Source organism: Curtobacterium sp. Leaf183 (assembly GCF_001424385.1).
Taxonomy (GTDB): domain Bacteria; phylum Actinomycetota; class Actinomycetes; order Actinomycetales; family Microbacteriaceae; genus Curtobacterium.
The window spans coordinates 409,934-430,015 of the sequence record NZ_LMPO01000008.1 but is presented as its reverse complement, the minus strand read 5'-3'; the positions used below and the strand labels follow the sequence as shown (position 1 = coordinate 430,015).

Below are 20,082 nucleotides of genomic sequence, written 5' to 3'. Positions count from 1 at the left end.
GTGACGATGAGGAGCCCCACGGAGCGTCGGTACAATCGCCGGTGGTTCACCGCCCCCGACGCAGACCAGGAGCTCACCCGCATGGACACCGGACTCATCACGACCCTGATCGTCATCGGCGTCGTGGTCGTGGTCCTCGTGGTCGTCGGAATCTACCTCTGGGTCACCTACAACGCACTCACCACGCTCAAGGTGCGCGTGGACGAGGCCTGGAGCGACATCTCGGTGCAGCTCAAGCGGCGGGCGGACCTCATCCCCACGATCGTGGACACGGTCAAGGGGTACGCGACGCACGAGAAGGCCGTGTTCACCGACGTCACCGCGGCCCGTGCGGAGACGCTGAGCGCCGGTGACGCCGATGCCGCGTCGGCGGCCGAGGGCCACATGCAGAAGGCGTTGAAGAGCGTGTTCGCGGTCGCCGAGGGCTACCCGCAACTGCAGTCGAGCCAGAACTTCCTGCAGCTGCAGACCGAGCTGGTCGACACCGAGGACAAGATCCAGGCGGCGCGCCGGTTCTACAACGGTGGCGTGCGTGAGCTCAACACGAAGATCCGGGTCTTCCCGAACTCGACGTTCGCCAAGCGCCGCGGGTTCGAGCAGGCGTCCTTCTTCGAGACCTCCGAGCCGGCCGCGATCGCCGAGCCCCCGCGCGTCCAGTTCTGACCCGGTCGACCACCGCCGCCCGTGTACCGCGCCGTCGCGCGCAACAAGCGCAACACCGTCCTGATCGTCCTGGTGTTCCTGCTGGTCATCGGCGCGCTCGGCTTCCTCGGCGGGTACCTGGCGGGCAACACGTCGATCGGCATCGTGGTCCTAGTGGTGGCCCTCGGGTACGCGGTGCTGCAGTACTTCACGGCGGCGCGGCAGGCCACGGCGATCGCCGGCGGCATCGAGATCGACCGGACGACCGAGCCACGGCTGTGGCGCACGGTCGAGAACCTGGCGATCACGACCGGCATGCCGATGCCGCGCGTGTTCGTCGTGCCCGACCCGTCGCCGAACGCGTTCGCGACCGGCCGTGACCCCGAGCACGCCGTGGTTGCCGCGACGACCGGCCTGCTCGAGCTCATGGACGACCAGGAGCTGCAGGGCGTGATGGCCCACGAGCTCGGGCACGTCCGCAACTATGACATCCGTGTGTCGACGATGGTGTTCGGCCTGGTCGTGGCAGTCGGACTGGTCGCCGACGTGCTCCTGCGCATCTCCCTGTTCAGCGGGCTGAGCGGCGGGCGGAACCGGTCCAACGACAACGGCGGCGGGTCGAACCCGGTGCTGCTCGTCGCAGGGCTCGTGGCCGTCCTCGTGGCACCGGTCGCCGCGATGGGCATCCAGGCCGCGGTGTCCCGGCAGCGTGAGTACCTGGCCGATGCGACCGGCGCCCTGACGACCCGTCACCCCGAGGGGCTCGCTCGCGCGCTCGAGAAGCTCGGCGCGTACGGACGGCCGATGCAGACGCAGAACTCGTCGATGGCCCACCTGTGGATCAGCGACCCGATGCGGCCCGGTGTGATGGACCGGCTGTTCTCGACCCACCCGCCGCTGCCCGACCGCATCGTGCGACTGCGGACGAACCAGGACCGCTTCTAGGCTGCGGGGTCGGGGTCGTCCACCGCAGCGGCCGCGCCGGACGGGCCCTCGGCCGGGCCGTCGTCGGCGGCGACGTGCGGCACCATCGGCACCCCGAGCGCTCCGGCGACCTGGGCGGCAGCCGTCCCGCGGTCCGTCACCTGGACGGCGTCGAGCCCCTGCCACGCGGCGGCCCGGCGGAGGGTGTCGGCGAGCCGCTCCGGGTCGAGCGTCGCGCCCGGCTCCTGCCACGCCGTGCGGACGCGCAGGACCCCCTGTTGCCGGTCGCTCTTCAGGTCGATGCGTCCGACGAGCGCGTCGTCCTGCAGCACGGGCAGGACGTAGTACCCGAACACCCGCTTCGGCGCGGGCGTGTAGATCTCGATCCGGTAGTGGAAGCCGTACATCCGCTCGGCCCGTCGGCGGAACCACACGACGGGGTCGAAGGGGCTGAGCACCGCGTCGGCCGTGACGGCGCGCGGGACCCGGGCGTCGGCGTGCAGCCACGCCGGTTCGCGCCAGCCCTCGACGCGCACCGGCAGCAGGACGCCCGCGTCCTGCAGGTCGGCGATCGCGGCGGCGGTGTCGTCCGCACGCAGCCGGTAGTAGTCGGCGATGTCGGCACGGGTCCCGACGCCGAGGGCGCGGGCAGCGCGGCCGACGAGCTCGCGGACTGCGTCCGGTCGCCCCGGCGCGGACTCGAGGAACCCGCTCGGCAGGACCTGGTCGGGCAGGGCGTAGACGCGCTCGAAACCCGATCGCCCGGCGCTGACGGCGTCTCCCCAGCGGAACATCTGCTCGAGTCCGAGCTTCACGTCGCTCCACCCCCACCATGGGCCCCGTCGGACGTTCGACTCGTGCTCGACGGCGCTGGCGGGCATCGGTCCCTCGGCATGCAGCAACGCGTGGAGTTCGCGCCGCACGACCGCGGTCCGCTCGACACCCTCGGCGCGGGTCGGCCCGGCGTCGCGCGCACGGAAGGCGTCCATCTTCCAGCGGAACAGCCGCAGGTCGTCGCGCGGGATGAACGCGGCTTCGTGCGCCCAGTACTCCACGTGGGGCGAACGCCCGGTCATCGTGAGGCGGTCGAGGGCCCGGCGGTCGTAGGCCCCGAGGCGAGCGAACAGCGGCAGGTAGTGGCTGCGCTCGAACACGTTGACCGAGTCGATCTGCAGGAGCCCCAGCCGGCCGATGCCCGCCCGGAGGGTCCGGGTCGAGACCGTGTCGGGCGTCGGTCGGCCGAACCCCTGGGCAGCGAGTGCGACGCGACGGGCCTCGGCCGCGGAGAGCGTTGACCTGGGCATGCACCGACCCTACTGAGCGCCGCCGACGAGACCCGACCAGCCCGTATGCCGCATCTGGAACGGGACCGCACGGGAATGGTTACAGTGGCGGAATGGCATGGGGCAAGAAGAAGACGACGCGAACCGACCCCGTGGTCGAGACACCGGCGACGGGCCGGAACCACCCCGACCCCGTGGTCGAGCAGTCGGTGCCGGTCGGCATGCGCATCGCCGGGGCGTGGTCCTGGCGTGTCCTGGTCGTGGTCGGGGTCATCGCCCTGTTCATCTACCTCGTCACGGTGTTCAGCGAGATCCTGATCCCGTTCCTGGTCGGCATCGTCGTGTCGGCGCTGCTCATCCCGATCTCCAACTGGATGCAGCGGCACCACGTCCCGAAGTGGCTGGCCGTGGTGATCAGCCTGCTCGGTGGACTCGCGGCCATCGGCGCGCTCGTCTGGCTCGTCGTCGACCAGGTCATCGCGTCCTACCCGTCGCTGCGTGACCGGACGGTGTCGCAGTACGCCAACATCAAGGACTTCGTGCTGAACTCCGGTCTCGGCATCAGCCAGTCGGACGTCAACGGCTGGCTGAACGACGGTGCGAAGTGGCTGCAGGACAACGCGTCGTCGATCCTGTCCGGGGTGGCCAGCGCCGGGTCGGGCGCCACGCATGCGTTCGAGGCGCTGTTCATCATCCTGTTCACGACGATCTTCCTGCTCATCGACGGCAAGAACGTCTGGCGCTGGACCGTGCGGCTCTTCCCGAAGAAGGCCCGCGCCGCCGTCGACGGCGCCGGTGTCGCCGGGTGGATCACGCTGACGAGCTTCATCCGCGTGCAGATCTTCGTCGCGTTCGTCGACGCGGTCGGCATCGGCCTGGGCGCCTACATCGTCGGACTGTTCTTCGGCGGGATGCCCCTGGTGATCCCGATCGCCGCGTTCGTGTTCCTCGGTGCGTTCATCCCCGTAGTCGGTGCGATCGTCACCGGGTTCCTGGCGGTGTTCATCGCGCTCATCTTCAACGGCCCCGTCGCCGCCGTGCTCGTGCTCGCCGTCGTCCTGCTCGTGCAGCAGATCGAGGGGCACATCCTGCAGCCGCTCGTGATGGGCAACGCCGTCAAGGTGCACCCCCTGGCCGTCGTGCTCGGGGTGACCTCGGCGTCGGGGCTGGCCGGCATCGCGGGTGCGTTCTTCGCCGTGCCGCTCATCGCCACGCTGAACGCCATGGTCACGACGATCGCGAGCGGCCGGTGGCGTCGACTCGACTCCGACCACGTGCTCGAGGCCACCCCGAAGCGCGGCCAGCACGGGCAGCTCCAGCTGTTGCGACGCCGACGGCACACGACGAACGACGACGTCCCGGCACCGGGCAGCGACAGGGACGCGACCGCGACTGAGGGAACCGCCAGCACCAACTAGCGCCATCCGTTCGTCACGGGCCCGTCGACCGACGATGATGGAACCGTGACCGACACCACGACGACGACGATCCCGACCCTCGACGACATCGAGCGGGCACAGAAGACCATTGCGGGTGTCGCGCGGGTCACCCCGATGGAGACGTCCCAGTTCCTCGGCGAGCTCCTGGGCTCGCCGGTGCACCTGAAGTGCGAGAACCTGCAGCGCACGGGCGCCTACAAGCTGCGCGGCGCGTACAACCGTCTGTCGGCGTTGACGCCCGAGCAGCGCGCCAAAGGCGTCGTCGCGGCCAGCGCCGGCAACCACGCGCAGGGCGTCGCCCTCGCCGCACGCGAGCTCGGCATCCCCGCGACGATCTTCACGCCGGTCGGTGTGGCCCTGCCGAAGCTGCAGGCGACCCGGCACTACGGCGCCGAGGTCGTCCTGCGCGGGCACTCCGTTGAAGAAGCGCTCTCGGCGGCCAAGGACTTCGGACACCGCACCGGGGCCGTCTTCATCCCCCCGTTCGACCACCCCGCCGTGATCGCCGGCCAGGGCACCCTGGGGCTCGAGATCGTGGACCAGGTCCCCGACGTCGACACGGTCATCGTGCCGATCGGCGGCGGTGGTGTGATCTCCGGCATCGCGATCGCGGTCAAGGGACTGGCCGAGCGCGCCGGGCGGTCCATCCGGGTCATCGGGGTGCAGGCGGAGAACGCCGCGTCCTACCCCGACTCGCTCGACGCGGGCGAGCCGGTCACGATCGCCACCACGCCGACGATCGCCGACGGCATCGCCGTGGCGCGTCCCGGTGACATGAACTTCCCGATCATCCGTGACCTGGTCGACGAGATCGTCACCGTCGCTGACGACGACGTCGCCCGGGCACTGCTGGTGCTGCTGGAGCGCGCGAAGCTCGTGGTCGAGGCCGCGGGCGCCGTCGGGGTCGCGGCGATCCTGTCCGGAGCCGTCCGCGACACGGGTCGGACCGTCGTGCTGCTGAGCGGCGGCAACATCGACCCGCTCATGATGGAGCGGATCATCACGCGCGGGCTCGTCGCGGCCTCGCGGTACATCGGCATCCGGATCATGCTGCCGGACCGCCCGGGGCAGCTCGCCCGCGTCGCGCAGGTCATCTCGGACGCCGGCGCCAACGTGGTCGAGGTCCTGCACACCCGGCACGGCCAGGGTCTGGTCATCAACGAGGTGGTCTTGGACCTGTCCATCGAGGCACGCGGTCCCGAGCACGCCGACGAGGTCATCCAGCGCCTGCACGAGGCCGGCTTCCGCCCGGAGCAGCTGCTGCACTGACGCCCGGACGTCAGCACGGCGTAGGGGTTCGACGTGCCGGCGTGAGGATCCCGTCAGCACCGGGTCCGACACCGCCGTACCGGACCGAAGCTGTCCGCATGACCCTCACCGCGCTCATGCCGTCGCTCCGCAGGAGCATCCCCGACCCGATCGACGCGGCCCGCTGGCCCGTCCACACCGAGCCCACGCCGACCGACGTCCGCGTGTGCGCGGTGTCGATGGCGCGGCTCGCCGAGGTCGCCGGCACCCCGTGCGTGCACACGGCCGAGGAGGCCCCGCCCCGCTTCCGTCCGCGTGACTGGACACCGCGCGGGATGAGCGTCACCGTCGCGGCCGTCACCGACGTCACGTGGGTGGACGGCACGGTGCAGGTGGGGCTGGACGCCGTCGTTCCGGCGTGCGCCGTCCTCGACCAGGTCCGGCTGATCGGCCGGTGCAGCACCGTGGCGACCGCGCCCGCACGGTTCACCACCACTCCGGACGCGGCGACCTGCGGCACCGAGGCGACGGCGCTGCCGGCCGACGTCGCCGTCGGCGACCTGGTCTGCTTCCCCTGCCGGCGCGCCCTGACCCACCGGGACGTCGCCGCGATCGTGACGGGCGTGTCCCGATGACCGCCACCGCCGTCGCGGGCGTCACCCGGGCCTCCCGGGTCTGGCACCGTCTCGCGGACGGGCCGCACCGCTGGGGCCGGTTGTCGGTACGGCCCGTCGGGCGCACCCTGTGGAGCGGGCGGACCCTGGTGGTGTTCGCACCGGGCACCGACCGGCGCGAGCGCGCACTGCTGCGGGCTTGGCACGCGTGGGGGACTGCCGGCGCGGTCCTCGCCCTGGTCGCGATGGCCGCCACGTCCGCCGCCACCGGCACGGTGACGATGCCGGGCCTGGCCGTGGGACTGCTGCTCTACGGCGCGGGGTTCGCGGTGCTCGGCGCGGCGACCCGGCGGCTCCGTCGGACCATCCGCACACTGACCGTCACCACGTTCCACGGCAACGGGCGACCCGAGGTGCACGGCGATGCCCGGTTGCTGTCGCTCGCGTCGGACACGCTGTCGACGACCGAGACCGCACTGCTGGACGGACGGATCACGCCGCTGGAGTTCGAACTGGTGTGGGGCGACGTGTGGCGCTCATTGCCGCGGTGACGCCTACGGCTCGTAGCGCTCGACGTTCGTGACCTCGACCGCGATCTCCTTGCCGTTCGGGGCGGTGTAGCTCGTGGAGGCGCCGGCACGGAGCCCCACGATCGCTGCGCCGACTGGGCTGACGGGGCTGTAGACCGTCAGGTCCGAGCCCTCGGCGACGATCTCGCGGCTGCCGACCAGGAAGGTGGAGGGGTCCCCGGCGATGGTGGCGGTGACGACGGTGCCCGGTTCGACGGTGCCGTCGAACTCGGCTTCGGTCACGGTCGCGGTCTTCAGCAGGTTGGTGAGGACGCGGATGCGGGCCTCGATCTTGCCCTGCTCGTCCTTGGCGGCGTGGTAGCCGCCGTTCTCCTTGAGGTCGCCCTCTTCGCGTGCGGCCTCGATGCGGTTCGCGATCTCGGCACGGCCCGGGCCGCTCAGCTCCTCGAGCTCCGCCTTGAGACGGTCGTAGGCGTCCTGGGTCAGCCAGGTGGCCTGCGTGTCGTTGCTCATGATGGTCATCCCTTCGGCCATGAAAGAACGAGACCGACCGGAGCGGTCGATCTCGTCAGGCGAATCAGGGCAGTCTAGGGAACCCAGCAGGTGTGGATCAAGCCGGTCACGCCGCGTGTCGTCGTGTTGACGGTGGTCGTGATCGACCGCGTGCGCTCGGTTGCCGGAGGCAGCGTGACGACCTTCCACCCGACGATCGTGTACGACTTGTCGAGCACCTGGACGGCGCACTTCATGGTCTGGCCGGGGTCGACCGACACCTGCGAGTCGACGGTGGCGCGGTGCTCGGAGACGATCTTGTACCCGACGTCGTCGGAGTCGATGCCGTGCGAGGTCTGGCCGGGGCCGGCCCAGATCACCCAGGCGCCGAAGACCACCACGATCGCGGCCGCGACGAGGATCGCGACCAGCCGGGTCCGACGCGACCGGCCCGGGGTGCGGCCGTAGCGGTCGTCGAGGGTGGTGGTGGCGCTGGGCGTGGGGTGTTCGGACAGTTGGGGGCTCCCGGGGTGGATATCCTGGTCCCAGGGTAGTTCACGTGCTTGCGTGTCCACCCGGGTCCCCGTTCGCCAGCAGTGAGGAACATCCGTGGCCTACCGCCTGATGGCCGTGCACGCCCACCCCGACGACGAGTCGAGCAAGGGAGCGGCCACCGCGGCGAAGTACGTGGCCGAGGGCAACCAGGTGCTCGTGGTCTCCTGCACGGGCGGCGAAGCGGGCGACATCCTCAACGACCAGCTCGGCGAACCCGCCACCAGCCGCGCGCACCGTGACATGGCCGGCTTCCGTCGCGGCGAGATGGCCGCGGCACAGGCGGCGATGGGCATCCAGCACGTCTGGCTCGGGTACCACGACTCCGGGCTGCCCGACGCCGACAAGGGGGAGACGGTCCGCCCGGGCACGTTCTCGACGGTGCCGCTCGAGTACTCCACCGAGGCGCTCGTCCGGGTCGTCCGCCGGTTCCGTCCGCACGTGCTCGTCACCTACGACGAGAACGGCGGCTACCCGCACCCGGACCACATCCGCACGCACGAGGTCTCGATGGCGGCCTGGCGGGACGCCGGCGACCCGACGAAGTACCCGGACGCGGGCGAACCGTGGCAGATCGCGAAGCTCTACTACGAGCGCACGATGAACCCGGTCCGCTTCCGCACGATCTTCCAGGCGCTGCAGGAACGCGAGCCGGACAGCCCGGCCGTCGCACAGCTGGGCGAGTGGGTCGAGCGGTTCGCCGACCGTCCCGACCTGTCCACGACGCACGTCGACGTGCACGAGTACTTCGACGCGCGCGATGCCGCCCTCCGTGCCCACGCCAGCCAGGTGCCGCCGGACAGTGCCTTCTTCCACCTGCCGAACGACCTCGCCGCCACGCTGTGGCCGACCGAGGACTACCAGCTGGTCGACGCCCGCGTGCCCACCGAGGTGCCGGAGTCCGATCTCTTCACGGGCATCCCGCCGGAACAGGACGACAAGGCGTGAGTCTCATCGCAGCGGTGCTCGCCGCCACCCCGAGCCCCAGCCCGACCTCCACGGTGCCGGACGTCGACGTCACCCCGGGCGTGGTCGGCTTCATCGCGATCGCCCTGGTCGCCGTCGTCACGATCCTGCTGGTCGTCGACATGACCCGGCGCATCCGCCGCACGCGCTACCGCGCCGAGATCCGCGACCGGCTCGAAGCCGAGGCACGGGGCGAGTACCCGGCCGACGGACCGGCGGAGCCGGGCCGCGCCGACGTCGGCGACGACACCGAGCGCGGGTAGCTGCGCACAGGACGGACGGGAGGCCCGTGGCGATGCCGCCACGGGCCTCCCGTCCGTCTGTCGTGCGCCCGCGAGGTGTGCTCTCCCGCGGAGGGGGTCGAATCGTGCATGGTTGGCCGGATCTTCCGGCCAACCACGCGCGGATCGACATCCCATAGCGGGCGTGATGGGTCAGATCGCGCGCGGTCGGTCAGCGGACCGGGTCGATCGCGACCAGCAGGATGCCGGCCCACTGCGCCGCGAATGCCACGACGGTCAGGGCGTGGAAGACCTCGTGGAACCCGAAGACCGTCGCCGAGGGGTTCGGCCACTTGAAGCCGTAGACGACCGCGCCGATGACGTACGCCAGCCCGCCGGCGAGCACGAGCACGGTCATCGGGACGCTCGCGGCGAAGAGCTGCGGCAGGATGCCGAGCGCCGCACACCCGAGTGCCAGGTAGAGCGGCACGTAGAGCCATCGCGGGGCGTTGATCCAGAACACCCGGAACGCGATGCCGAGCAGGGCGCCGCCCCACATCACCCACAGCACCACGACCATGAGCGTGTGGGGCAGGGCGCAGACCGCGACGGGTGTGTAGGTGCCGGCGATGAGCAGGAAGATGTTCGTGTGGTCGATGCGCTTGAGCACCCGCTTGACCACCGGGCCCCACGGGAACCGGTGGTACGTCGCCGAGACACCGAACATGACGAGCGAGGTCGCCATGAAGACGGCGGAAGCCCCCTTCGCCGCGGGGGTCGCCGCCAGCGTCACGAGCACGATGCCCATCGCCAGCGCGAACGGGAACGTGCCGAGGTGGATCCAGCCGCGCCAGGCCGGACGGTCGTCGGTGGACGTCGATGCTGCTTCGGTGAACGGGACGTGGGGCAGGGTCTGGGGGTCCCGGTCGTGCTGCATGCCCCGACGATATGGCGGCCGGACGCTGCTCTGCTGGGAGTCCGCACCGAGGCCCGGTGCACTACGCTCGTCGCGTGACGGGCAGGCTGGGATGGGCAGGACGCGGGATCCTCTACCGCGCGTACCAGCAGCGGATCCGCAAGGAGATCGAGAACGCCCCGAAGCCGAAGCACGTCGCGATGATCGTGGACGGCAACCGTCGGTGGGCGAAGCAACTCGGCCTCGAGACCGCCGCGCACGGGCACCGCGCCGGCGCTGCGAAGATCCCCGAGTTCCTGTCCTGGTGCGACGACCTCGGCGTGCAGGTCGTCACGCTGTACCTGCTGTCGGCGGACAACCTCAAGGGCCGCGGTGGCGACGAGCTCGAGCAGCTCATCGACATCATCGCCGCGCTCGCCGACCGGCTGTCCCACCACCGCTCGTGGCGGGTGCAGCACGTCGGGTCGAACGACGGCCTCCCCGACGACCTGGTCCGCGCCCTCACCGACGCCGAGGCCCGCAGCGCCGACCACACGGGGCTGCACATCAACCTGGCGGTCGGGTACGGCGGGCGCCGCGAGATCGCCGACGCCATGCGCAGCATCGTCCGCGCACACGGCGAGGACGGCGGCACGCTCGACACCCTGGCCGAGGTCCTGACGCCCGAGCTCATCGGCGACCACCTCTACACGCAGGGGCAGCCCGACCCGGACCTGATGATCCGGACGTCGGGCGAGCAGCGCCTGTCCGACTTCCTGCTGTGGCAGAGCGCGCACAGCGAGTTCTACTTCGTGGAGGCCTTCTACCCCGACCTGCGCGAGGTCGACTTCCTGCGCGCGGTCCGTGACTTCGGGCTGCGGTCGCGTCGGTTCGGCGGCTGACCGCGCCGACGGCTGACCGCGACGGCGGCTGACCGCGTCGGCGGAGCTGCTTCGGCGGTCCGCGGTGCTCCGAGTGCGCGCAGCGGCGTGGGAGTCGCCCGGTCCAAGGCGTCCCAGTAGTCTCTCAGGGTTCAAGTTCCCCCGAAAGGTGCGCCCTGTGACCACGATCGACGAGTACGCGGCCGGCTTCGCCGAGGACCCCGGCTACCTCGACCACGCGGCGTTCGGCCCGGTCCAGACCGCCGTGCTCGAGGAACAGCGCGTCCTCGGGACCATCCAGGCGCACATGCGGTTCGGCGCGATGGACACGCTCGACGAGCAGGACGCCCGGGTCCGGGCCGTCGCCGCCCGGCTGGTCGGCCGGCGCGAGGACCAGGTCGTCTCGCAGACCGCGACGACGCCCGGGCTGCTGCACACCGCGTTCGGGATCACCGGTGGCGTGCTCGTCGCCGCCGATGACTACCCGTCGATGCCGCTCGCACTGGCCAGCGCGGCCTCGGCGACCGGTGGCCGCGTGCGTCCCGTCGTCATCGAGTCGGGTGCCGGTTGGGTGACACCGTCGCTCGTCCGTGAACGGCTCGAGGGAGCCGGCGACGAGGTCACCGCCGTCGCCGTCTCGCTGGTCGACTGGCGGACCGGGTACCTGACCGACCTGGCGGCGATGCGCGAGGCCGTCGGTGACCGGCTGCTGATCGTCGACGCCATCCAGGGCTTCGGCGTGGTGGACGCTCCCTACGAAGCGGCGGACGTCGTGGCGACGGGCGGGCAGAAGTGGCTGCACGCGGGCTGGGGCACGGGGTTCGTCTCGTTCAGCGACCGTGCGCTCGACCGTCTGCGCCCGGCACTGTCGGGGCCGCACGGCACGACGGGGTGGCCCGTCGAGGTCCCCTCGGTCAAGCCCGGCGCCGCGGGGTTCACCATGACCCGGATCGACCCGGTCGCCCAGGCGCGGATGGCGGTCGCCCTCGAACGCCTGACCGCGGTCGGGGTCGCTGCGGTCCAGGAGCGAGTGACCGACCGCGTCGAGCGGGTCTTCGCGATCGCCGACGAGTTCGGGCTCGAGGTCGAGTCGAGCCGCGACCCCGCCGAGCGCGCGGGCATCGTCGTGCTGCGCCCGTCCGAGGGACGGCTGACCGCACTGTCTGCCGCGCTGCACAACCACGGGGTGACGACGAGCACCCGCCTCGGGACCGTCCGGGTGTCGGTGTTCGCGTCGACCACGGACGAGACGCTCGACATGTTCCGCGACGCCTGCATCTCGTACGCCACGTCCTTCTGAAGCGCGCGAGCCGGGCCGCCGTCGACGGGCCCTGGACGCGAGCACACGCTCGACGGGAGGGCCGTGGCGGACCGGCACGGGGCCTCCCGTCCGCCGGGCGCTCAGGTCCCGTTCACGCGACCGTAACCGAGGAATCCGCGTGTCGCTGCCCACCTGTCGGTGGGCCGACGTAGCTTGACCACATCGGGCACCGCGCCCGATCGAAGCGGCCACAGTCGGTGCTTCGGGACCCGCTCCGTGGCCGTGTCGAGGACAAGGACCGGGCCCGTCGCGGCCCGGGGATGGAGTGGTCGTGACCTCTCAGAACGTCTCCCACGGAACCTCGTCAGCAGCGTCGACCTCGGCTTCGGCCGCGCGGTCGACCGGCACCGCCCAGCGCACCTACGTGCTGGACACCTCGGTGCTGCTGAGCGATCCGCGGGCCCTGTTCCGCTTCGACGAACACGCCGTGGTGCTCCCCGTCGTGGTCGTCAGCGAGCTCGAGTCCAAGCGCAACGACCCCGAGATCGGGTACTTCGCCCGACAGGCCCTGCGCATCCTCGACGAACTCCGCATCGAGCACGAGCGCCTCGACTTCCCGGTCGCGGTCGGCGACGGCGGCTCGCTCCGGGTCGAGCTCAACCACTCCAACCAGTCGGTGCTGCCGTCCGGCCTGCAGCTCGGCGACAACGACTCGCGCATCCTGGCCGTCGCCATGAACCTGGCGAACGACGGCCTGGACGTGGTCGTCGTCTCCAAGGACCTCCCGCTGCGCGTCAAGGCGGCGTCGGTCGGTCTCGCTGCCGAGGAGTACCGCGCCGAACTCGCGGTCGACTCCGGCTACACGGGCATCACGGACCTGCAGGTGTCGGGCGAGCAGATGGCCGACCTGTACGAGCACGAGGAGGTCGCCTCCTCGCAGTTGGCCGGCGTCCCGGTGAACACCGGCGTCGTCATCCACTCCGAGCGCGGGTCGGCGCTCGGTCGCGTGCACGCCGCCGGGTCCGTGGGTCTGGTGCGGGGCGACCGCGAGGTCTTCGGCCTCCGCGGACGGTCCGCCGAACAGCGGCTCGCGATCGACGCGCTGCTCGACCCGGCGATCGGCATCGTCTCGCTCGGTGGCAGCGCCGGCACGGGCAAGTCGGCGTTGGCACTGTGCGCCGGACTCGAAGCCGTCCTCGAGCGGCAGCAGCACAAGAAGATCATGGTCTTCCGGCCGCTGTACGCCGTCGGTGGCCAGGAGCTCGGGTTCCTGCCGGGTGACGCCAGCGAGAAGATGAACCCCTGGGCGCAGGCGGTCTACGACACCCTCGGCGCGCTGGTGTCGGACAACGTGCTCGACGAGGTCGTCGAGCGCGGCATGCTCGAGGTCCTGCCGCTCACCCACATCCGTGGGCGGTCGTTGCACGACGCCTTCGTGATCGTCGACGAGGCGCAGTCCCTCGAGCGCAACGTCCTGCTCACGATGCTGTCCCGGATCGGGCAGAACTCGCGGGTCGTGCTCACCCACGACGTCGCCCAGCGCGACAACCTGCGGGTCGGTCGGCACGACGGCGTCGCCTCGGTCATCGAGCGGCTCAAGGGCCACCCGCTGTTCGCGCACGTCACGCTGACACGGTCCGAGCGGTCGGCGATCGCCGCGCTCGTGACCGAGATGCTGGACTCGCCCGACCTGGCGTAGCGCGCCGCGGCGGCCGCGGCCGCCGCCGCCCGGCCGCCGCGGCTGGTGCGAGCCGAATCCGCGCAACAGAAACCGCCTCGAACCAGGGACTTCCGTGGTTCGAGGCGGTTCCCGTTGTGCGCCACCAGAACGCGCCGGCCGCCGTGGGGACGCCGGGACGGACGGGAGGCCCGGTGCCAGCTGGCACCGGGCCTCCCGTCCGTCGTGTGGCGGCGACGCGTGTCGGCTCAGTTCGGGTGCGTCATGCTCAGGACGTCGAGGGCCTCGTCGAGCTGCGCCTCGGTCACCTCGCCGCGCTCGACGTGACCGAGGGCCACCACCGCTTCGCGCACGGTGACGCCCTGGGCGACGGCGTACTTCGCGACCTTGGCCGCGGCCTCGTAGCCGATGACCCGGTTGAGCGGGGTGACGATCGAGGGCGACGACTCCGCGAAGGCCCGTGCGCGCTCGAGGTTCGCCTGGAGACCGTCGACGGTCTTGTCGGCGAGCACCCGCGAGCTGTTCGCCAGCAGGCGGATCGACTCGAGCAGCGCCGTTCCCATGACCGGGATCGCGACGTTGAGCTCGAACGCACCGGAGGCGCCGGCCCAGGTGACGGTGGCGTCGTTGCCGATCACGCGCGCCGCGACCATGAGCGTGGCCTCGGGGATGACCGGGTTGACCTTGCCGGGCATGATCGACGACCCGGGCTGCAGGTCGGGGATGTGCAGTTCGCCGAGCCCGGTGTTCGGCCCCGAGCCCATCCAGCGCAGGTCGTTGTTGATCTTCGTGAGGCTGACCGCGAGCACCTTGAGCGCGCCGGACGCCTCGACCAGTGCGTCGCGTGCACCCTGGGCCTCGAAGTGGTCGACGGCCTCGGTGACGGGCAGGCCGGTGTCGTTCGCCAGCTGGGCGATGACCTGCTGGGGGAAGCCCTTCGGGGTGTTGATGCCGGTGCCGACGGCGGTGCCACCGAGGGGGACCTCGGCGACGCGGGGGAGCGTCGCGTTCACGCGCTCGATGCCCAGGCGGATCTGCCGCGCGTACCCGCCGAACTCCTGTCCCAGCGTGACCGGGGTGGCGTCCATCAGGTGGGTGCGACCGGACTTCACCGCGTCGGCCCACAGCGACGCCTTTGCCTCGAGCGCTTCGGCCAGGTGCTCGAGCGACGGGACCAGGGAGCGGATCAGCGCCTCGGTCACGGCCACGTGCACCGAGGTCGGGAACACGTCGTTCGAGGACTGCGAGGCGTTGACGTGGTCGTTCGGGTGCACCGGGGCGCCGGCGATGTCCGAGGCCAGGGTCGCCAGGACCTCGTTCATGTTCATGTTCGACGAGGTGCCGCTGCCCGTCTGGTAGACGTCGACCGGGAACTGGTCGTGGTGCTCGCCGGCGATGATCGTGTCGGCCGCACGCTGGATCGCGTCGGCGACGCTGCCGTCGATGATCCCGAGCTGCCCGTTCACGACCGCGGCCGCACGCTTGATCCGGGCGAGGGCGACGATCTGCGCCGACTCGAGCCCGGTGCCGGAGATCGGGAAGTTCTCGACGGCACGCTGCGTCTGGGCCCGGTAGAGCGCCGAGGCCGGCACGCGGACCTCGCCCATCGTGTCGTGCTCGATCCGGTACTCGGCGGTCGTCTCGGTGGTGTCGGTCACGTCGTNNNGGTGGTCAGGCGTCGCCCACGACGGTGTCGATCGACACTTCGCCCGTGGTCAGGTCGTAGGTCGCGCCGACGACGGCCAATCTACCCTCGGCGATGGCGTCCGAGACCGCGCCGGAGCGCTCGAGCACGGCGCGCAGTGTGGCTTCGAGGTGAGCCGCGCCGATCGCTTCCTGGGGGATGTCGGCATCGGTCGCGCGGACGCGCTCGACGCTCGGCGTGATCGCGTCGACCAGGGCCTGCAGGTGCGGGGCCGGGACGGGTTCGCCCGATCGTGCGGCAGCGACCGCGCCGCACTTGGTGTGGCGGAGGACCACGACGAGCGGGGTTCCCAGGGCGACGACCGCGAACTCGATGGAGCCGAGGACGACGTCGTCGACGATCTGGCCGGCGTTGCGGATGGCGAACACGTCACCGATGCCCGCGTCGAACACGTGCTCGAACGGGACGCGGGAGTCGGAGCAGCCGAGCACGGTCGCGAACGGTGCCTGCGAGCCGGCGAGCTCGCTGCGACGCTCGGGGTCGATGCGTCCGGTGCGGCGCTTGTCCGAGGCGAACCGGGCGTTGCCCTCGACGAGCAGGCGGAGGGCGTCGGCGGGGGTGGACGCGGCGCGGTCGGTCATGGGCTCGGCTCCTGGATGCTGCTGTCGGCTGTCGGCTGTCGGCTATCGGCTGTCGGGTGTCGGGTGCGGTGCGGTGCGGTGCGGCGGTGTGCGCTGCGAGCGTGCGTCAGCCGAGCTGTTCGGCGACGGCTGCTGCCACCGTGCGGAACGAGCGGTCGTCGGCGGTACCGGCCAGGACGACGGTGTTGCGTCCGAACGTGGTCACGAGGGCGTAGGCCTGGTTGCCGGCGTCCTTGCCCTCGTCGCGACGGTCGTACACGGTCCACTTCGTGCCGTCGATCGTGCGGCTCCCGGTGGCGGGGTGCCGGTCGAGCTGGTTCGCCACCCAGGTCGGGTTCGCCTTGATGCCCTGCTGCATGCCGATGTACTGCTTGTCGGGCGTCAGCAGGCCGACGGTCCACACGTCGACGCCGTCGGCACCGCGGTCCGCGTAGTCGGCCCGGTTCGACGTGTACGAGTCCGGCAGGTCCGGGACGGCGAGCGTCACGCCCGGTACCGCTGCCTGCGATGCGACCTGGCGGTAGTCGACGTCGCGGTCGACGGTCGTGCCGGGGCGGGCGACGACGGCGACCAGGAAGACGACGATGCCGAGCGAGGCGATCAGCGCCAGGACGAGGTTGAAGGCCGTCTGGTGCTGACGACGGGCCCGTCGGGCGGTGTCCTTGCGCGACCAGGTCTCTTCTGCCGTCTCGGGGCGACCGAGTTCGGCGACGATCGGGCGGCCGGTGTCGGGGTCGGTCATCGGGCAGCGCCCCCGTCGGTGGCCGAGGTGCCGTCACCCGAGGCGCGAGCGGCGTCGAGTCGCGCCCGTGCGCCGACGAGCCATTCCTCGCAACGGGCGGCGAGGGCTTCGCCGCGCTCCCACAGCGTCAGCGAGCGCTCCAGCGTGGCGGAGCCCTGCTCGAGCTCGGCGACGACGCGCACGAGTTCGTCGCGAGCGGCTTCGTAGCTCAGGGAGCTGACGTCGGACGGCTCGGACTGCACGGACTGTTCCTCGGATGGCACGTTCCGATCCTACCGAGCGCCCACCGACCCTTCCGTGCTGGTGCTGCGCCTGTGGAGAACGCGGTTCAGGCGGCGCCGTCCGGGCCGGGCCCGTCGGGCTCGAGCGTTCCGGTCGCGGTGCCGGCGCCGAGCGTGACGCGCACCGGCGTCCGGCCGTCGAGGTCGGACGCCGCCCGGAGGACGGCTCCGTCCGGCGCCTGCACGATGGCGTACCCGCGACGCAGGGTGTCCCGCGGCGACAGCGCCCGCAGGCGTCCGGTCAGGTGCCCGACGTCGGCGTGCGAGCGCTCGATCCGCCGGTCGAGCAGTTCACGGGCACGGGACAGGTCGCGTGCGACCTCTTCTGCGCGGGTGTCGACGAGCCACGCGGTGGACGCCAGCGCTGGACGCGAGCGCAGGGCCGCGATCCGGTCGGCCTCGACGGAGAGCGTGTGCGAGAGCCGGAGCCCGATCCGAGCGCGCGCCTGGCGCACGTTGGCGAGCTCCTCGGCGACGTCGGGGACCACGCGCTTGGCCGCGTCGGTCGGGGTGGACGCCCGCAGGTCGGCGACGTCGTCGAGCAGCGGGCGGTCGGCTTCATGACCGATGGCGGAGACGATCGGCGTGGTCGCGGCGGCCGCGGCGCGGACGAGTCCCTCGTCGCTGAACCCGAGCAGGTTCTGGAAGTCGCCACCGCCCCTGGCGATGATGATGACGTCGACGGTGGGGTCGGCGTCGAGCTCGAGGATGGCCGCGGTCACCTCGGGCACGGCGCGTTCGCCCTGCACCGCCGTGTGCACGGTGCGGAACTCGACCTGGGGCCACCGCAGCTGCGCGTTCCGCAGGACGTCCTTCTCGGCGTCGGAGTCCCTGCCGGTGACCAGCCCGATGCGGTGCGGCAGGAAGGGGAGACGCCGCTTGCGGGCGGGGTCGAACAGGCCCTCTGCCGCCAGCGTGCGACGCAGGCGTTCGAGCCGCTCGAGCAGGTCACCGAGCCCGACGTGCTTCATCTCGACGACCTGCATCGTCAGGGAGCCGCCCTTGACCCAGTAGTTCGGCTTCAGGGCCGCGACGACCCGGGCGCCCTGGCCCAGGTCGGCCGGGACCCGCGCGCGCACGCTCGACCAGATCGAGAACGAGACCGTGGCGTCGACCTCGAGGTCCTTGAGCTTCCCGTAGACGTTGCCGCCGGCGACGTTCCACTGCGTGATCTCGCCTTCGACCCAGGCCGTGCCGAGCCGGTCGATCCAGTCCCGCATCTTGGCGCCGAGCAGCGCAACGGGCCACGGGTCGTCGGCCGTCGGGGGTCCCTGTTCGATCGCCATGTGCTCCTCCTGGTGGTGCGCTCTCATGGTGCCGGACACCGCCGACGTCCGCTGGCGGAGTGCCGCCGCCGCCCCGGTGGCGCCCAGGCCGTGTCGGTCCCGCTCACCTATCATCGGGGACGTGACGATCACGAACGGCCACTCGGTCCCCCTGGCCCCGCCGCGCAGCCCAGCGCCCCGCGGGCGGCTGCGGGACGAGCCGGTGTCGGGCGCCAAGAAAGTGCTGCTCGCGGCGCCGCGCGGGTACTGCGCCGGTGTGGACCGTGCCGTCATCGCGGTGGAGCAGGCACTGGAGCAGTACGGCGAGCCCGTCTACGTCCGCAAGCAGATCGTCCACAACGTGCACGTCGTCTCCACGCTCGAGCAACGCGGTGCCGTCTTCGTGGACGACGTCGCCGAGGTGCCCCGCGGTTCGCACGTCGTCTTCAGCGCCCACGGGGTCTCGCCCGCCGTCGTCGCCGGCGCCGCGGAGCGCGACCTCCACGCCATCGACGCAACCTGCCCGCTGGTCACGAAGGTGCACCGGGAAGCGACCCGCTTCGCCCGCGCCGAGCGCACCATCATCCTGATCGGGCACACCGGCCACGAAGAGGTCGAGGGCACGATGGGCCACGCGCCCGACCGCACCATCCTGGTGAACGGCCCCGAGGACGTCGCCGCGCTGCAGGTCGACGACCCCGACAACCTGGTCTGGCTGTCGCAGACCACCCTCAGCGTCGACGAGACCATGGAGACGGTCCGGTTGCTGCGCGAGAAGTTCCCGACCATCGAGAACCCGCCGTCCGACGACATCTGCTACGCCACGCAGAACCGCCAGGTCGCGATCAAGAAGGTCGCCCCGCAGGCCGACCTGGTGATCGTGGTCGGGTCGGCGAACTCGTCGAACAGCGTGCGTCTGGTCGAGGTCGCGCTCGAGCACGGTGCCCGTGCGGCGCACCGGGTGGACTACGCCGAGGAGATCCAGCAGGCGTGGCTCGACGGCGTGGGCACGGTCGGTGTCACGAGCGGCGCCTCCGTCCCCGAGCAACTCGTGGACGAGGTGCTCGAGCAGCTCGCCGACGCCGGCTACGGCAGCGTCGAAGAAGTCGTGACCGCACACGAGGACCTGATGTTCTCCCTGCCCAAGGAACTCCGCACCGACGCTGCGGGCAACCCGACCCGCGCGCTCGGCGGGCGGCGCGCATGAGTCGCGACGACTGGTCGTCGGTCCCGGCGCGCGACACCGGTGCCGTTGCGGACGCCCCCTCCGGTCAGGAGGCCCGGCACGCCTCCGCCACGGCGGCGTCTGCGCTCGGGCCGGGTCGCTTCCAGGGCCGCCCGGCACCCCAGTACGGCGAGTACGCGCCCGCTGGCTGGGTCAACCCGGTGCTCGCCGAACAGGAGCGGGCCGAGCGAGCGACGAGGACGACACCGTCCCCGGCGCCGTCCTCGGCGTCCCGCCCCACGGCACCGGCGCGCGACGGTGGCGGGCGACCCGCCACGGCCAGGCGCCTCGGCGCGTCGCCCGGTGACCTCTTCCTCACGCTCATGCTGCTCGGGCTCGGCCTGTGGTCGGTCGTCGGGTACTTCCGCACCGGCCAGCTCGCATCGACCGTGCGTCGGGCGATCGAGCAGCAGTACACGGAGCTGTCGGACCCGTCAGTCCTGTCGACCGCGGCGAACGTCAACCTGGTCGGGGCGCTGGCGATCCTGGTCCTCACCGTGACGTGGACCGTCGCGCGGCTGCGTGCCGGCAAGCGTTCGGCCTGGGTCCCCGTGCTCGGTGGTGTCGTCGCGACGGTGTTCAGCACGGTCGTGTTCATGGTCGCCCTGTCCCACGACCCGGCCTTCGCCGCCTGGTGGGCTCAGCGCACCGGCTGAC

Annotated in this window: 22 protein-coding genes; 13 read left to right on the top strand and 9 right to left on the bottom strand. The window is 71.6% G+C overall.

From position 1 onward, the window contains the following. The first annotated feature begins 81 nt into the window (after positions 1 to 81). On the top strand, positions 82 to 663 hold the full coding sequence (locus ASG04_RS08380; protein ID WP_056122400.1) for a LemA family protein: 582 nt from the start codon (positions 82 to 84) through the stop codon (positions 661 to 663). Positions 664 to 684: 21 nt separating this feature from the next. Continuing rightward, on the top strand, positions 685 to 1,587 hold the full coding sequence (locus ASG04_RS08375; protein ID WP_056122397.1) for a M48 family metallopeptidase: 903 nt from the start codon (positions 685 to 687) through the stop codon (positions 1,585 to 1,587). On the opposite strand, the gene ASG04_RS08370 is transcribed toward ASG04_RS08375, so the two are convergent. Next, entirely contained in the window at positions 1,584 to 2,870 is a 1,287-nt protein-coding gene (locus ASG04_RS08370; RefSeq protein WP_056122394.1) for a winged helix-turn-helix domain-containing protein, read from the bottom strand. The genes ASG04_RS08375 and ASG04_RS08370 overlap by 4 nt on opposite strands. 92 nt (positions 2,871 to 2,962) lie before the next feature. Here ASG04_RS08370 and ASG04_RS08365 point away from each other — a divergent pair, with 92 nt between their 5' ends. The 4 genes from ASG04_RS08365 (at position 2,963) to ASG04_RS08350 (ending at position 6,701) form a co-directional block, all read left to right on the top strand. After that, complete coding sequence (locus tag ASG04_RS08365; RefSeq protein ID WP_235515484.1) at positions 2,963 to 4,267, top strand: AI-2E family transporter; 1,305 nt, start codon at positions 2,963 to 2,965, stop codon at positions 4,265 to 4,267. A gap of 45 nt (positions 4,268 to 4,312) precedes the next feature. Then, entirely contained in the window at positions 4,313 to 5,557 is a 1,245-nt protein-coding gene (ilvA, locus tag ASG04_RS08360) for a threonine ammonia-lyase (RefSeq protein WP_056122391.1), read from the top strand. A 98-nt stretch (positions 5,558 to 5,655) separates the two neighbouring features. Next, positions 5,656 to 6,171, top strand: coding sequence for a hypothetical protein (locus ASG04_RS08355; RefSeq protein WP_056122388.1), 516 nt, complete (start codon positions 5,656 to 5,658; stop codon positions 6,169 to 6,171). Further along, a complete protein-coding gene (locus tag ASG04_RS08350; protein WP_056122385.1) occupies positions 6,168 to 6,701 on the top strand; it encodes a DUF6611 family protein in 534 nt (177 codons plus the stop codon). The genes ASG04_RS08355 and ASG04_RS08350 overlap by 4 nt, the downstream gene beginning before the upstream one ends. 3 nt (positions 6,702 to 6,704) lie before the next feature. Here the strand turns inward: ASG04_RS08350 and greA are convergent, their stop codons facing one another. Both greA and ASG04_RS08340 read right to left on the bottom strand, forming a co-directional pair. Next, positions 6,705 to 7,193, bottom strand: coding sequence for a transcription elongation factor GreA (gene greA, locus ASG04_RS08345; RefSeq protein ID WP_056123870.1), 489 nt, complete (start codon positions 7,191 to 7,193; stop codon positions 6,705 to 6,707). 74 nt (positions 7,194 to 7,267) lie between these two features. Next, positions 7,268 to 7,747, bottom strand: coding sequence for a DUF4307 domain-containing protein (locus ASG04_RS08340; RefSeq protein WP_056122382.1), 480 nt, complete (start codon positions 7,745 to 7,747; stop codon positions 7,268 to 7,270). A 34-nt stretch (positions 7,748 to 7,781) separates the two neighbouring features. Here ASG04_RS08340 and mca point away from each other — a divergent pair, with 34 nt between their 5' ends. Both mca and ASG04_RS08330 read left to right on the top strand, forming a co-directional pair. Beyond that, complete coding sequence (mca, locus tag ASG04_RS08335; RefSeq protein WP_156463577.1) at positions 7,782 to 8,672, top strand: mycothiol conjugate amidase Mca; 891 nt, start codon at positions 7,782 to 7,784, stop codon at positions 8,670 to 8,672. Then, on the top strand, positions 8,669 to 8,953 hold the full coding sequence (locus tag ASG04_RS08330) for a hypothetical protein (protein WP_082517901.1): 285 nt from the start codon (positions 8,669 to 8,671) through the stop codon (positions 8,951 to 8,953). Before mca ends, ASG04_RS08330 begins: the two co-directional genes overlap by 4 nt. Positions 8,954 to 9,143: 190 nt before the next feature. On the opposite strand, the gene trhA is transcribed toward ASG04_RS08330, so the two are convergent. Beyond that, the gene (trhA, locus tag ASG04_RS08325; protein WP_056122379.1) at positions 9,144 to 9,848 is read right to left on the bottom strand and encodes a PAQR family membrane homeostasis protein TrhA; all 705 of its coding nucleotides are present in this window, start codon (positions 9,846 to 9,848) and stop codon (positions 9,144 to 9,146) included. A gap of 74 nt (positions 9,849 to 9,922) precedes the next feature. On the opposite strand from trhA, the gene ASG04_RS08320 reads away from it, so the two are divergent. The 3 genes from ASG04_RS08320 to ASG04_RS08310 all read left to right on the top strand — a co-directional run bounded on the left by ASG04_RS08320 (position 9,923) and on the right by ASG04_RS08310 (position 13,647). Further along, positions 9,923 to 10,708, top strand: coding sequence for an isoprenyl transferase (locus tag ASG04_RS08320; protein WP_235515483.1), 786 nt, complete (start codon positions 9,923 to 9,925; stop codon positions 10,706 to 10,708). Positions 10,709 to 10,865: 157 nt separating this feature from the next. Further along, the gene (locus tag ASG04_RS08315; protein WP_056122376.1) at positions 10,866 to 11,987 is read left to right on the top strand and encodes an aminotransferase class V-fold PLP-dependent enzyme; all 1,122 of its coding nucleotides are present in this window, start codon (positions 10,866 to 10,868) and stop codon (positions 11,985 to 11,987) included. A 286-nt stretch (positions 11,988 to 12,273) separates the two neighbouring features. Further along, positions 12,274 to 13,647, top strand: a complete 1,374-nt coding sequence (locus tag ASG04_RS08310; protein ID WP_200938428.1) for a PhoH family protein — start codon at positions 12,274 to 12,276, stop codon at positions 13,645 to 13,647. A 227-nt stretch (positions 13,648 to 13,874) separates the two neighbouring features. On the opposite strand, the gene ASG04_RS08305 is transcribed toward ASG04_RS08310, so the two are convergent. The 5 genes from ASG04_RS08305 to xseA form a co-directional block, all read right to left on the bottom strand. After that, positions 13,875 to 15,284, bottom strand: coding sequence for a class II fumarate hydratase (locus ASG04_RS08305; protein ID WP_082517899.1), 1,410 nt, complete (start codon positions 15,282 to 15,284; stop codon positions 13,875 to 13,877). A gap of 13 nt (positions 15,285 to 15,297) precedes the next feature. Then, positions 15,298 to 15,912, bottom strand: a complete 615-nt coding sequence (locus ASG04_RS08300; RefSeq protein ID WP_056122375.1) for a carbonic anhydrase — start codon at positions 15,910 to 15,912, stop codon at positions 15,298 to 15,300. A 106-nt stretch (positions 15,913 to 16,018) separates the two neighbouring features. Next, positions 16,019 to 16,654 carry a DUF4245 domain-containing protein gene (locus ASG04_RS08295; protein ID WP_056122370.1) on the bottom strand — a complete coding sequence of 212 codons (636 nt, stop codon included), beginning with the start codon at positions 16,652 to 16,654 and terminating at the stop codon, positions 16,019 to 16,021. Beyond that, positions 16,651 to 16,917, bottom strand: coding sequence for an exodeoxyribonuclease VII small subunit (locus ASG04_RS08290; RefSeq protein WP_082517898.1), 267 nt, complete (start codon positions 16,915 to 16,917; stop codon positions 16,651 to 16,653). Before ASG04_RS08290 ends, ASG04_RS08295 begins: the two co-directional genes overlap by 4 nt. Positions 16,918 to 16,982: 65 nt before the next feature. Then, the gene (gene xseA / locus ASG04_RS08285; protein ID WP_056122367.1) at positions 16,983 to 18,221 is read right to left on the bottom strand and encodes an exodeoxyribonuclease VII large subunit; all 1,239 of its coding nucleotides are present in this window, start codon (positions 18,219 to 18,221) and stop codon (positions 16,983 to 16,985) included. Between the two features lie 121 nt (positions 18,222 to 18,342). Here xseA and ASG04_RS08280 point away from each other — a divergent pair, with 121 nt between their 5' ends. Continuing rightward, positions 18,343 to 19,407, top strand: a complete 1,065-nt coding sequence (locus ASG04_RS08280) for a 4-hydroxy-3-methylbut-2-enyl diphosphate reductase (protein WP_082517897.1) — start codon at positions 18,343 to 18,345, stop codon at positions 19,405 to 19,407. Further along, entirely contained in the window at positions 19,404 to 20,081 is a 678-nt protein-coding gene (locus tag ASG04_RS08275; RefSeq protein WP_056122364.1) for a DUF6264 family protein, read from the top strand. The genes ASG04_RS08280 and ASG04_RS08275 overlap by 4 nt, the downstream gene beginning before the upstream one ends. Position 20,082 lies beyond the last annotated feature (1 nt).